The 14,117-nt window shown below is 39.7% G+C and carries 12 protein-coding genes; 3 read left to right on the top strand and 9 right to left on the bottom strand.

All coding sequences use genetic code 11. From position 1 onward, the window contains the following. Positions 1 to 506: 506 nt before the first annotated feature. The 7 genes from gcvP to ABXG98_RS03500 form a co-directional block, all read right to left on the bottom strand. Positions 507 to 3,437, bottom strand: a complete 2,931-nt coding sequence (gene gcvP, locus ABXG98_RS03530; protein ID WP_353537300.1) for an aminomethyl-transferring glycine dehydrogenase — start codon at positions 3,435 to 3,437, stop codon at positions 507 to 509. A gap of 204 nt (positions 3,438 to 3,641) precedes the next feature. After that, entirely contained in the window at positions 3,642 to 4,028 is a 387-nt protein-coding gene (gene gcvH, locus ABXG98_RS03525; RefSeq protein ID WP_353537299.1) for a glycine cleavage system protein GcvH, read from the bottom strand. 94 nt (positions 4,029 to 4,122) lie between these two features. Next, the gene (gene gcvT / locus ABXG98_RS03520) at positions 4,123 to 5,211 is read right to left on the bottom strand and encodes a glycine cleavage system aminomethyltransferase GcvT (protein ID WP_353537298.1); all 1,089 of its coding nucleotides are present in this window, start codon (positions 5,209 to 5,211) and stop codon (positions 4,123 to 4,125) included. A 346-nt stretch (positions 5,212 to 5,557) separates the two neighbouring features. Then, entirely contained in the window at positions 5,558 to 6,844 is a 1,287-nt protein-coding gene (locus tag ABXG98_RS03515; protein WP_353537297.1) for an FAD-dependent monooxygenase, read from the bottom strand. Positions 6,845 to 6,954: 110 nt separating this feature from the next. Then, positions 6,955 to 8,214 carry a 2-octaprenyl-6-methoxyphenyl hydroxylase gene (gene ubiH, locus ABXG98_RS03510; RefSeq protein WP_353537296.1) on the bottom strand — a complete coding sequence of 420 codons (1,260 nt, stop codon included), beginning with the start codon at positions 8,212 to 8,214 and terminating at the stop codon, positions 6,955 to 6,957. 35 nt (positions 8,215 to 8,249) lie between these two features. Further along, positions 8,250 to 9,572, bottom strand: coding sequence for a Xaa-Pro aminopeptidase (pepP, locus tag ABXG98_RS03505; RefSeq protein WP_502901533.1), 1,323 nt, complete (start codon positions 9,570 to 9,572; stop codon positions 8,250 to 8,252). A gap of 86 nt (positions 9,573 to 9,658) precedes the next feature. Then, the gene (locus ABXG98_RS03500; protein WP_353537294.1) at positions 9,659 to 10,252 is read right to left on the bottom strand and encodes a UPF0149 family protein; all 594 of its coding nucleotides are present in this window, start codon (positions 10,250 to 10,252) and stop codon (positions 9,659 to 9,661) included. Positions 10,253 to 10,445: 193 nt separating this feature from the next. Here ABXG98_RS03500 and ABXG98_RS03495 point away from each other — a divergent pair, with 193 nt between their 5' ends. After that, the gene (locus tag ABXG98_RS03495; RefSeq protein ID WP_353537293.1) at positions 10,446 to 10,754 is read left to right on the top strand and encodes a cell division protein ZapA; all 309 of its coding nucleotides are present in this window, start codon (positions 10,446 to 10,448) and stop codon (positions 10,752 to 10,754) included. Between the two features lie 665 nt (positions 10,755 to 11,419). Here the strand turns inward: ABXG98_RS03495 and ABXG98_RS03490 are convergent. Then, on the bottom strand, positions 11,420 to 12,310 hold the full coding sequence (locus ABXG98_RS03490) for a LysR family transcriptional regulator (RefSeq protein WP_353537292.1): 891 nt from the start codon (positions 12,308 to 12,310) through the stop codon (positions 11,420 to 11,422). Between the two features lie 193 nt (positions 12,311 to 12,503). Here ABXG98_RS03490 and ABXG98_RS03485 point away from each other — a divergent pair, with 193 nt between their 5' ends. Further along, positions 12,504 to 13,082, top strand: coding sequence for a cytochrome b (locus ABXG98_RS03485; RefSeq protein WP_353537291.1), 579 nt, complete (start codon positions 12,504 to 12,506; stop codon positions 13,080 to 13,082). Further along, entirely contained in the window at positions 13,063 to 13,647 is a 585-nt protein-coding gene (locus ABXG98_RS03480) for a YceI family protein (RefSeq protein ID WP_353537290.1), read from the top strand. Before ABXG98_RS03485 ends, ABXG98_RS03480 begins: the two co-directional genes overlap by 20 nt. A gap of 108 nt (positions 13,648 to 13,755) precedes the next feature. Here the strand turns inward: ABXG98_RS03480 and ABXG98_RS03475 are convergent, their stop codons facing one another. Beyond that, positions 13,756 to 14,106, bottom strand: a complete 351-nt coding sequence (locus ABXG98_RS03475; protein WP_353537289.1) for a winged helix-turn-helix transcriptional regulator — start codon at positions 14,104 to 14,106, stop codon at positions 13,756 to 13,758. Positions 14,107 to 14,117: the final 11 nt, after the last annotated feature.

The raw sequence follows: 14,117 nt of genomic DNA, 5'->3' as shown, positions 1-14,117 counted from the left end.
AGCTTGTTCCAAGGACGGGGATTTTATATGCGCAATATCCATCAAGATCAGATAATTTATCAATTAAAACCCTCCAGATCTCCATATCATAGGGTACATTATCAATTTCCAATGAACCTGGTAAAAATTGCATGGCCATAAAAGACTTACCTTAAAAATATTTATTATTTTTTGCTAAATACATTATGAGGTTCCATATAGCTAAATGCAATCAAATGAAAAACGTAAATAGAAATAAAAAAGGTGGCTCAAGCCACCTTTATTTTAATAAGTCAGTCACAAACTTAATTCAATTCACAAACTCTATTACAAGAGTCACAAACTTAATTGAAAGTTGACACTTGTAAATAATCTTACCTTAACTAATAATTTTTACATACAAAAAAGTGAGCTTATTTGCTCACCTTTTAAATATTCTGCAATCTAATTAGTTTCCAACTACATTTGTCGGTTTCCAACTAGATCTGATCGGTTTCCAACTTGAATTGTCGTGATCACAAAAAAAACTAGTCTTCATATGAAGATACCGGTGGGCATGAGCACACTAAGTTTCTATCGCCATAAACATCATCAATACGGTTAACGGTTGGCCAAAATTTATCAATTTTAACCGCATCAACCGGGAATACTGCGTCAGCAATGCTATATGCTCTGTCCCAGTTAGCATCGGTGATATCTGCTAAGGTATGTGGTGCATGGTGTAGTGGGTTGTTTTCTAATGTCCATTCGCCAGATTCAACTTTACGTGCTTCATTACGAATGCACACCATGGCTTCAATAAAACGATCTAGCTCAACTTTAGATTCAGATTCAGTTGGCTCAATCATCAGCGTACCCGCTACCGGGAAAGACATGGTAGGTGAATGGAAACCGTAATCGATTAAACGTTTAGCTACATCCATTTCAGTTACGCCGCAGGCTTCTTTAATTGGACGCAAATCAACAATACACTCATGGGCAACTCTACCATTTTTATCTGTGTATAAAATAGGGTAATGCTGGCTTAGCTTTGTTGCTAAGTAGTTTGCATTAGCAATAGCATATTTTGTTGCTGCGGTTACCCCTTCTTTACCTAATAATGCTATGTAAAGGTATGAAATACATAATATACCTGCACTGCCAAACGGTGCTGCCGATACTGCGCCATTACCTGCGGTGGTTTCATCAACATTAATCAAGGCGTGATCAGGTAAAAATGGTGCTAGGTGAGATTTAACACCAATAGGCCCCATACCTGGGCCGCCGCCGCCATGTGGAATAGCAAAGGTTTTGTGTAAATTAAGGTGCGAGACGTCAGCGCCAATAAAACCTGGTGAGGTAATACCCACTTGGGCATTCATGTTTGCGCCATCAAGGTAAACTTGACCACCGTTGTTGTGAATAATGTTACAAATTTCAGCAATAGTGGTTTCATAAACACCGTGAGTAGACGGGTACGTGATCATAATACAAGACAGATTGTCACGTAGCTCTTCGGCTTTAGCGGTTAAGTCAGCCATGTCTACGTTACCTTGTTTGTCACAAGCAACAACCACAACTTTCATACCAACCATCATTGCTGATGCTGGGTTAGTGCCATGCGCTGAAGCCGGAATTAAACAGATATTACGGTGAGAGTCACCACGGCTTTCATGGTATTTGTGAATAGCGATAAGGCCGGCATATTCACCTTGAGCGCCAGAGTTAGGTTGCATTGATACTTTGTCGTACCCTGTTAACTCAACTAACCAGTCGGCTAACTCGTCAATCATTTTCTTGTAACCCAGTGCTTGATCTTGTGGTGCAAACGGATGCATATTGGCAAATTCAGGCCAGCTTACCGGTAACATTTGTGCCGTAGCGTTTAGCTTCATGGTACAAGAGCCAAGTGAAATCATTGAATGATTTAATGCTAAATCTTTGTTTTCAAGACGCTTAATATAACGCAACATTTCCGTTTCGCTGTGATACGAATTAAATACGGGGTGGGTTAATATCTCTGAATCACGTACTAACGACGCTGGAATTGAAGAGTGACCACATTCAACAATTTTATCATCAAGGACAGCAACGTCTAAGCCGTGTCCTTCACCGAGTAATACGTCAAATAAGTTAGCAACATCAGCACGGGTAGTTGTTTCATCCAGAGAAACACTGATTTGACCATCAACATCGGTACGTAAATTAATACTGGCTGCTAAAGCACGCGCAACAATCTCTGCTTTGCTGTTACCTTCAAGAGAAGCAACATTAAAGGTTAAGGTATCAAAGTAATTTGCGTGAATAGCCGTTAAGCCTTTAGTTGCCGTACCTAAACACAAAATATCAGTAAAACGATGAATGCGGTTGGCAATAGTTTTCAAGCCTTGAGGGCCATGATAAACCGCGTAGAACGCTGCCATGTTGGCTAATAATACTTGTGCTGTACAAATGTTTGAGTTGGCTTTTTCACGACGAATATGTTGTTCGCGTGTTTGCATTGCCATACGCAGTGCATTGTTACCACGGGTATCTTTAGATACACCTATAATTCTGCCCGGTAGTGAGCGCTTGTATTTATCACTGGTGGTGAAAAATGCTGCATGAGGACCACCGTAGCCCATTGGCACACCAAAGCGTTGGCTTGAGCCAATAACCGCATCAGCGCCTAATTCGCCTGGTGATTTAAGCATAACTAAACTCATGATATCGGCAGCAACAGCAACAATGCCTTTTTTTGCATGAATATTAGCAATCAGATCGCTAATATCTGTAACTTCACCTGTGGCACTTGGGTATTGGAGAAGTGCGCCAAAGATATCATGATCAGCGGCTTCATTGGCTGGCGCTACCACAATGTCAAAATCAAACATTTCTGCACGTTGTTTAACTAGGTCAATGGTTTGCGGAAAAACGTCATTGGCAATAAAGAATAAGTTTGATTTTTTATTTTTTGACACCCGTTTTGCTAATGCCATGGCTTCTGCCGCTGCGGTACCTTCATCTAATAATGACGCACTCGCAAGCGGTAAACCCGTTAGGTCAATACACATTTGCTGATAATTAAGCAATGATTCTAAACGGCCTTGGGCAATTTCAGGTTGATATGGCGTATAAGCCGTATACCAGCCGGGGTTTTCTAAAACATTACGTAAAATAACATTGGGGGTTAATGTGCCGTAATAGCCTAAACCTATATAAGTGGTGTTAACTTTATTTAAGTTTGCAACAACTTTTAAGTCGGCAAGCGCTTGCACTTCTGTTTTGCTATCACCAATGGCAGGCAAACTATCTAAACGTATGTCGCTCGGGACTATTTCATCAATAAGCGCATCCATTGATTCACTACCAATGTCATTAAGCATGGTTTGAGTTTGTGATTCACTAGGACCAATATGGCGACGGATAAAGTCTTGGGTTTGTTCTAGTTGTGCTAACGACATAGCGGCCAGCGAGTTAGCAGGTGATTGAGCAGTCATAACAGTTTCACTTAAATAGTTTTACAAATAAAAAGAAAGCCGCAAACATTGAGTTAGTGGCTTAATCATTGATGATTTGTTCTTGGAAAATAGCTAACCTTTAATAAAACGCTAGCGGATGAGATTATCACCACTTAAGGGGAAAAGTGATGTAACCACAAACGCTAGCAAGTTAGCACCGAAGCATATGCTACAGACAGTAGCCTATTCTTCAATAGAGTTTGCGTAGCCTTCAGCATCTAGTAAGTTGTCTAACTCATTCGCATCTTCCATTTGTATTTTGAACAACCAACCTTCACCAAAAGCGTCAGAGTTAACTAATTCTGGTGAGTCTTCAAGCTCTTCATTTACTTCAATAATTTTACCCGATACTGGCGCATAAATATCTGAGGCAGCTTTAACTGATTCAGCAACACAAATGTCATCACCAGTGCTAACTTCATCGTCTACATCAGGTAGTTCAACAAATACCATATCGCCTAAAAGATCTTGCGCATGCTCGGTAATACCTACAGTAACAATACCGTCACCTTCGTTGCGAACCCACTCATGAGAAGTTGCATATTTTAATTCTGAAGGAATGTTGCTCATTTTAGTTTTCCTATGTGTTAAATTTTTAATTTGTTATTAAATTCAGTGTTCCGTTAATATAGAACATCTGCGGGTATTTTCAATCAATTGCGTATTAAAATACTTTCTTACCGTTACGCACAAAGCTAGGTTTGGTGACTTGTACTTTCACCAATTTTTTACGCATTTCAACTTCAACTACATCGCCCACTTTTACACTTCTTGGCACGCGTGCTAGTGCAACACTATGGCCTAATGTGGGTGAGAAAGTCCCCGAGGTGATTTCGCCGTTACCAAATTCTGTTACTACCACTTGGTGTGAACGTAACACGCCTTTTTCTGTTAGGACTAAACCAACAAGCTTAGGTTGATCGCCTGCCGCTTTTTGTGCGGTTAATACATCACGACCAATAAATTGTCTTTCTTCTGGCTCCCAGCTAATCGTCCATGCCATGTTTGCGGCTAATGGCGACACTGTTTCGTCCATATCTAAACCGTAAAGATTCATACCCGCTTCTAAACGTAAAGTATCACGAGCACCTAAACCACAAGGGGTTACTCCGGCATCAATTAATTTTTGCCAGAAATCTTCTGCAGCGTGATCAGGAACGATAATTTCGTAACCTTCTTCACCGGTATAGCCTGTGGTAGCAATAAATAAATCACCCACTTGCACACCAAAGAATGGTTTCATACCTTCAACCGCAACAATTTGTGCTGGTGTTAATAAATTAGCAACTTTGGCTTTTGCTTCAGGGCCTTGTACAGCAATCATACCAAATTCAGGACGTTCTGTGATGGTGATATCAAAATCTTGCGCTTGCTTATTCATCCAAGCAAGATCTTTTTCACGTGTGGCTGAGTTAACCACTAAACGGTAATTAGTGTCAGAAAAGAAATATATGATCAGGTCATCAATCACGCCACCTGCTTCATTAAGCATTCCGGTGTAAAGAGCTTTACCAGCAACCGTTAATTTTGCTACATCGTTAATAACTAAACGGCGCAAAAACGCTTTTGCTTGTGCGCCTTGTACATCAACAATGGTCATGTGTGAAACATCAAACATACCTGCCTGTTCACGCACAGCATTATGTTCTTCTATTTGAGAGCCATAATTGATTGGCATTTCCCAGCCGTGAAAATCAACCATTTTAGCGCCAGAGGCTAAGTGTTTTGCATGTAGTACAGTTTTATTAGTCATCAGTTATACCTAAAGAAGTGAAGATGCTGATCAAATTTGCATTGATTATAGCCGCAGTGACTGACTAACTCAACAAAAAACAGCGCCCTATTCAAATAAAAAACCGACTTAACAAATAAAACAGAATTTAATTTTTTAAAACAACCTGATTGTAAATATAAATCGAATAGGCACCGCGTTATAAGAACATAGCTGAAATAAATTTTATCCCTTTCATAGCATGCTTACTTGGTTAGCTTTATATTGTTTGTTTTAGTTTCAAGCTGCGTAGTTAAGGTCTAATGGCTAAGATCATCTTTGAAGTCTTTTATCGAAGATCTATAGTATTAAATCCCAAGCATTTCTTCTATGAATCCACTTTTTGTGTTGCTAATGCGGGCAAGTCGCTTTTTAATCCTAACGCTTGCTCAATTAATCTTTTTTTAACGGGTTTAACTTGATTGAGCAAACTCAAACCAATACCACGTAGAAATTGTAACCCTGGCTGTTGTACTGCAAACGTTTGTTTAATGGCTTCCATTGCGGCAATCATCTCAACCGCTTCGCTTTTACGATAGCGAGCAAAGGCTTTTAGCCGTTTTGCATCAGCAATATCTAGTGCGTCTTTGTTATGCTCATCTTTTGCCTCTACCAAAGTTTGCGCTAGTGCTGCAGCATCTAACAATCCTAAATTCACTCCTTGCCCTGCTAAGGGGTGAATGGTATGTGCTGCATCGCCAATAAGCACAAGTCGGTCTTTGACAAAGTCTTGCGCCAAACGCATAGTTAATGGGTAAGTGAAACGTTCACTGATTAACTCTATAGCACCTAATTTGCCATCACTGGCAGCAGTTAATTCTTTAGAAAATTCAACAGCAGAAAGTGCGGTCAACCGTTTTGCATCTTCTGGTGAGGTAGAATAAACAATAGAGCAAATATCTTTGCTTTGTGGGAATACAGGTAAAAAAGCCAAAGGCCCTGTCGGTAAAAAAACTTGCCAAGCAGTGTTTTTGTGGCCTTGTGGGCATTTTACTGTAGCCACAATGGCATGATGATCGTAATCACGGGTGATCATCGCCATATCCATTTGCTTGCGTAACCAAGAATTAGCGCCATCAGCACCAACGACTAGCTTGGCAATAAGTGGCGTTTGCATAGCACTAGTTGAAGGGGTATTTTCATTGGCTGCTGGCATTTCAAAGCTAGCGAACGCTTCACTTTCGCCAACCGCAATATTAGCTAGCTTATGCGAGGTAAAAAAGCTGATGCCTTCATCGGTCTGTGCTTGTTGCCATAGTGCATTACGAATAACTTTATTTTCAATAATCCAACCTAGATCGTCATTTCTAGGGAGCCCGTCGATATCGTCTGCGGTAAAATCTAGTTTTCCGCCCCCTGCTTTATCCCAAATATGCATGTGTTGATAAGCTTGGGTGCGCAAGGCGATAATTGCTGGCCAAACACCTAATTGTTCAAATAGGGTTTTACTAGCAACATTTATTGCGCTAACTCGTACTTCGGGTTCATCGGTTAACTCTGTTATGGTTAGAGTATCTGCGATGGCAATTGTTAAATTACTTGATTTCCTTAACGCGAGCGCCAGGGTTAAGCCCACCATGCCAGCACCAACGATTAACACATCAAATTTTTGCATTTTTTTCTCTTATTTTTCAAAAAATAGCATCTAAAAGCTATTTCAATAGATCTATTTAGGTTCAGATTAATATTCGGTTGGGCTTTATTCAGACAAATAACATCAGTAAATCAATAGCCCATTAGTTTATTCACTAACGGGGTTTTTAACGCAGAGACATAATTCATAACTTTTAAGCCTATATTTCGCCCTGCAATCAAAGGCGGTAGATCACTTGAAAACAAGGTCACTAGTGAATCAGTAAGCTCTATCACTTGCTGTTGATCTAATTGCCGCTGTTGTGCATAACTATTTAGCAGGCTAAAACTGCCAATGTCTCGTTCCGCTTGCAAACTCTCTCTCAATAAACTTGCCATAACTTGCACATCCCTTAGGCCTAAATTAAAGCCTTGGCCAGCAATGGGGTGAATAGTATGGGCGGCATTACCGATTAGTGCCATTCGATGATACGTTTGCTGGGTTGCTTGTGATAAAACTAACGGATAAGCAGCTCGCTTGCCTACCAATGTGATCACCCCAAGCCAGCTACCAAATGCACGTTCAAGTTGTTGCTTAAATTCATCATCACTTAATGCTAAAACCCGCTCACTTTGCTCTGGTGTCATCGTCCATACTAAAGAACAGCGATTATCGCTGTTTTGATGATGGCTAAGCTCATCTTTTAACTGACTTTTAACCCTAGTAAGGGGTAACATAGCCAAAGGACCAAACTCGGTAAAGCGTTCAAAAGCCTTGTTGTTATGCGGATTTTCTGTAGCAACATTCGCAATGAGTGCCACTTGCTGATAGTTTCTGTGACGTACAGTTATCCCAGCTAATTGCCGACAAGGAGAATTAGCGCCATCGCACGCTAACAATAAATTCGCTTGCACATATTGTCCGGTGTCGAGCTTGATTTCTACCCTGTCTTCTTGTTCGGCTTGCCAGTTAATATCGATAATACGATCTGGGCACAGCCACTGCACATTAGGCTTACTAGCAAGCACTTTTAATTGCGCCTTTCCAATTAAGGCCATTTCTATCACATAACCTAACGCACTAACGCCATGTGATTGCGCGTCAATACGTGCTTTACCATAATGACCACGATCAGAAATATCTATCTTTTTAATCGCACAAGCATCATTAGCCAGATACTGCCAAACGCCCATTTTTTTTAGGTAGTCCGCACTGCCATGTGATAATGCAAGCACTCGATCATCAAAGCGCGGTGTGCTAGTTACGGTGCTGTCCTGCGTAGCTTCAACGATGGCAATTGACAACAAACGGCCATCTGCTTTGGTTAAGTCCGCCAAGCTTAATGCCAGTAAACATCCAGCAAGCCCTCCACCAGAAATGACGACATCAAAATGATTTTTATTATTTTTCATACTCTTACTCAACAAGCATTTTTACAGCTATGACCTTATCTAGCCATTAATGCTTCAATGTCATTAATGGTTTCAGGACAGTCAGCCGTTAAATTTTCATAACCTTGCTCAGTCACTACAATGTTATCTTCAATGCGAATACCTATTCCACGCCACTGAGCATCGAGTTCGGTATCATCAAGTGGCATATATAAGCCGGGCTCTATGGTTAACACCATACCCTGGGCAAACTCACGTAATTGCGCTTTGTCTTGGTTGATGTGATAGTCGCCAACATCATGCACATCTAAACCTAACCAGTGACCTAAGCCGTGAATAAAGTATTTTTTACACGCTTTTTCTGCAATCAAGGTTGCTAAATCACCAGATAAAATACCGAGATTATACAAGCCTGTTGTTAACTCTTGATTGGCAATTTCGTTCAATTTAGCAAAGGTAACACCCGGCTTAATCGCTTCTATAACGCTGCTTTTGCTATCTAATACCAGTTGATATAGCGCTTTTTGTGGCGCAGTAAATTTGCCATTGACGGGGAACGTACGGGTGATGTCAGCTGCATAGCCTGCAAGCTCTCCTCCGGCGTCAATCAATAATAACTCGTTATCATTGAGCGTCTCACTATTGTCGGTATAGTGTAAAATATTGGCGTTATCGCCGCCTGCAACTATGGTGGCATAAGCCGCATAGCGTGCGCCATGGCGGGTAAACTCATGGCGTATTTCATTTTCTATTTGATATTCATATAAACCAGCTTGAGTTTTTTCCATGGCCCTTTGATGCGCTAAGCAAGAAATATAATTAACTTGGCGCATTACTTCAATTTCATTGTCGCTTTTAATCAAACGTAATTCATTAATGATTGGGCTAGCATCAACAACTTTGCTAGGCGCCTTAGTGCCTTGGCGAATAGTTGCTCTTACTTTAGCAAGCCAAGCAAACACTGTTTGAGTGAGTGGCTGATCATCAAAGGTAAAATATACCTGCGTTATACCATTTAAGTACTCAGCAATATGCTGATCTTTTTCGTCCAAGGTAAAGCACTGATCGACACCATAAACGCTGCAGGCTTGCTCTTGCCCTACACGCCTACCATGCCAAACTTCTTGGTTTTTATCTTTGGGTAATGAAAACAAAATAGTTTGTTGGCTGTGCTCTCGCTTAAGCAACACCAATAAGGCGTCTGGCTCATTAAAACCGCTTAAATAGTAGAAATTTTTATTTTGGCAAAAAGAAAACTCTGTATCATTACTGCGAGTAACTTCAGTGGCGGCAGCAAAAAATGCAATGGAATTATCAGCCATGTTGGCAAAAAAACTATCACGATGTGCTTTAAAATCTTGTGTAGATAAACTGGCAATACCCGGTAAGTGTTTGCCATTAGCATGCGCTGAGGCTTGCTGGTTACTATTGTCTTTGGTTTGATTAGATATTGTCATAACTCGCTCTAATGAATGGTGCTATCGTTTTGATCGTTGCCGCCAGCGTTAATAGGTAATGTACCTAACTCGCTAAAACATAACAAAGCAGAAATACGCACGTATTCACTGATTTCAAAAAAAGCTTGTTCGGTATCTTCATCTTCTTCCATTTCATTAGACAAATTGGCGATTTCAGCAAAATCAGTGAGTACTTCTTTTATTTCTTCTGACGCCACCGGTTTGTCTTTTTGCTGCAAGCCAAAGCCTAGGTTAAACCCTTGTACCCAAACCCCTAAAGCGTGTCCACGTTCAACGAGGGATTCATCGTCATCAGGAAGCATCATTTGAAAACTATAATTGTCATCTAAGATATCGGTCCACAGCTCGCTAAATAGTTGCTTAACAATATTTTTCACGGCTGCAGGAAAAGGCTCTGAGTTGTTAAACAAATCATTTAGCATTGCTAAATATCCTTGATCTTCAAACGGAAAACCAGCGCAAATCAATCCGGCTAAAACCCCTTGTATTTCACTGGTATGGGCTTGTACATTTTCAGTAGTAATAGTGGCTTGGGCACTAGCAAAGTCTAATTTGTTACCTAGAGTTGAGGTTTGAGTCATAACGAGTCGCTATCTATAAGGAAATCTAATGTCGTTATCCTAACATTGACGCAGTTAAAAGGCATGAGAAAAATAACAGAAAAATGGTCAATTGCTTGCATAGCAAAATTAGCACAGTTATAGTGCAAGTTACGCTGCAATAAAATCTATCTATTGTATGCTATGTTATTAAATACGCTTGGAAAAAACCTAAATGACTCAACGCACCGTTGAAATCAATGTAAATGATCGCAAACTAAAAGTTGCTTGCCCTATTGGACAAGAAACGGCTTTGTTGGGCGCGGCAGAAGAGTTAAGCAAGCGTTTAGCTGTTGCTAATAGCAATAAATCTATTGCTACCCCAGAACAAGCTTTGCTGATGACAGCATTAAATTTAGCCAATGATCTCCTCACTGCCCAACAACAACTCGCCGCAGAGCAAAAAGAGAACAAACAAAAAATTGCCTTGTTGCAATCAACTATTGAGCAAGCATTAACTCCTACCAATAAAAAACACGCATAAAATAATCTTGTTGTTGGAATACGCTACATGGATTTAGCTTATTAGAGAATGCAGGACGCACATTCTCCTGAATTCCGCCCTACATTTTACGGCGATTTTTCAGTTGTAGGGGGTAATTCATTGCCCGCTTTTTTGTCGGATTACGCTACATGGATGTAGCTTATTAGAGAATGCAGGACGCACATTCTCCTGAAATCCGCCCTACATTTTACGGTGCTTTTTCAGTTGTAGGGGGTAATTCATTGCCCGTTTTTGTCGGACTAAAATCCGCCCTACATTTTACGGCGCTTTTTCAGTTGTAGGGGGTAATTCATTGCCCGCTTTTCGTCGGATTACGCTACATGGATGTAGCTTATTAGAGAATGCAGGACGCACATTCTCCTGAAATCCGCCCTACATTTTACGGCGCTTTTTCAGTTGTAGGGGGGTAATTCATTGCCCGCTTTTCGTCGGATTACGCTACATGGATGTAGCTTATTAGAGAATGCAGGACGCACATTCTCCTGAAATCCGCCCTACATTGTATGGTGTTTTCTCAATTGTAGGGGGTAATTCATTGCCCGCTTTGATGTCGGATTACGCTACATGGATGTAGCTTATTAGAGAATGCAGGACGCACATTCTCCTGAAATCCGTCCTACATTTTATGGGAACTGTATTATTCCTTAAATATTATCTAGTGCTGCTAAGTTATTCCATAGTTTAGTAGCTACAGGCCCAAGTAACTTAGACTTTAATTTTATTGCTTGATAATTAAGGGCAATATTACTATCAAAGTCTTGCAACTGAACAGCAACAAGTAAGTTACTTTGCAGTTCTTCCTTAATCATATAGTCGGGTAATCGTCCCCAACCTATCCCACTCATAATTAATGTTTTCTTGGTACTAAAATCATTAACATACCAACACCGCTGCCCAGCTTGTACACTATAGCTTATCCCCTTGCTACTTTGCCCTGAATCTTGAACAACAATTTGATATTCATCTTTTAACGCTTCCACTGATGCCAGTTCAACATGGCGCTTTAATAATTTTGGTGATACCACATTACATAAATACCCTTGATACAGTTTAATCGCTTCATATTGACCTGAGTGCAAGGCTAAATTATCTATTGCGGTAAGGGCCAAATCAGCTTGGTCAGACTTAATCGCTTCTAACGCACCATTAATGTATTCTTGCTTTAGAATAATTTGAGTGTGAGGGTACTCATTTTGGGTCATTTCAAGAACGGGTAATATTTTTTTTAAATCATAAGAAGCTTCTATTGCTAAGGTAACCGTCGCTTCATTACCTTTTGTTAAAAAAGTAGCTAACTGCTCTATTTGTTGTGCTTCATTGAGCAACCTCAGCGCATGTTGATATATTTGTTGGCCGTTATCAGTTAATAATAAACGATAGCCTTGGCGGTTAAATAACGATAAACCCAATTGCGACTCTAACTGCTTTATGCCTTGGCTAATGGCTGGCTGGGTTTTATAAAGTACCTCACTCGCGCCTTTAAGGCTTCCTAATTCAGCCACTTTTACCAACATTTTTAATTGCTCTAAGGTCATTTATCTGGGTCTACTTAAGTGAATGAGAAGAATTGTTACAATTTTAGTTAAGTAAAACTTAACAAGTTATAAATAAAGCTTCAATATTAATTTAACTAAACTATTGCCATACTGTTTTCATCAACTAGCAACATCATCTAAAAAGCATGTCAATTTAGCTTTTAACAAAAAGAGCGTTTACGGAGCGTAATAATTGAACAACACTAGCGACAACTATGGCTATATCAGTATTTTTTTACACTGGATTTGTGCATTTAGTATTATTGGTTTATTTGGTCTAGGCTATTACATGGTTGATTTAGGTTACTATCATCAATGGTATACATCTGCACCTAAGTTACACAAAAGTATTGGTATTGCTTTATTTGCTTTAATGCTAGTTAGATTGATATGGCGCTCTAAGCAAGTTCAGCCTAACCATTTAGACAGTCATACTATACTTGAGCAAAAAGCGGGGAAAATAACACACACACTGCTTTATTGGTTGGTATTCATCATTATGATAACTGGTTATTTAATTTCAACAGCCGATGGTAGAGGCATTGAAGTGTTCGAATTGATAACTATACCAGCTATTGGCTCAATTATTGAAAACCAAGAAGACATAGCTGGTGTTATTCATAAATGGCTTGCCTATTTATTAATTGCAACTGTGCTATTACATGCACTAGCCGCATTGAAACATCACTTTATTGATAAAGACAACACCTTAAACAGAATCATTGGCAGACGCCAAAAATTGGAGAATACAAATGAAAAAACAGTTAACTAAACTAGCCTTAACATCAGCATTTGCTGCCGCGATGTTTATACCAACAGCCAATGCTGCTGACTATGTAATTGACACTAAAGGCGCGCATGCTTCTATAAACTTTAAAATACAGCACTTAGGTTACAGTTGGTTGACAGGCCGATTCGATAAGTTTAGTGGCAATTTTAGTTATGATTCAAACAACATTGGTGCATCAAAAATTGAAGTAAACATTGATACTAGCAGTGTTAACTCTAATCATGCCGAACGTGACAAACATTTGAAAAGTGATGACTTTTTAGATGTGAGTAAATTTGCTAATGCAAAATTTGTAAGTGACTCAGTCACAGACAAAGGAGAGGGTAAATTAGCCATCACCGGCACATTGACCTTGCACGGAGTGAGCAAAAAAATCACTATTGATGCCCAAAAAACTGGTGAAGGTAAAGATCCATGGGGTGGTTACCGTGTTGGTTTTAGTGGCACCACTAATATCGCATTAACTGACTTTGCTATTGAAAAGAATTTAGGGCCCGCCTCAAAGAATGTTGAATTAAACCTTTATATCGAAGGTATTAAACAGTAAAAAGTAGTAAACCATAAAACATTTGCATTTAACCCACTTCACGCTGCACACCTTTCAAACTTGGCTTGAAGTGGGTTCTTTAAAAACTAACTAACGCACACTGTTATGTCAACATTGGGGGCGATCAGCATCAATTTCATTTTGTAGTGCTTCTAAACTATCAATAACTTTAATAAACTTGCGCCCAAACGGTGTAACACTATATTCGACTCGTGGTGGTATTTCATTAAAGTTTTGTCGGGCTAAAATACCAAATTCGATATTTTTCTTTAAACAAGTATTAAGTACTTTGGTCGTTAATCCCTCAACATTTTTGACCATTTCTCCTGGTCGGGTAATATCACTTTTTAGTAATTGGTAAATAGTTAAAGACCACTTACAACCTACAATGGCTTCAACCATGCGTGCAGAACGCTCAGGCGTTGATTTTCTTAAATATATTTTTTCTTTTAAATTCATAAAGATGTACC

It is taken from the genome of Colwellia sp. KU-HH00111, from assembly GCF_040362745.1.
GTDB lineage: Bacteria > Pseudomonadota > Gammaproteobacteria > Enterobacterales > Alteromonadaceae > Colwellia.
Note: the sequence above shows the minus strand (reverse complement) of the source record. Positions and strands in the feature narration are given on the sequence as shown.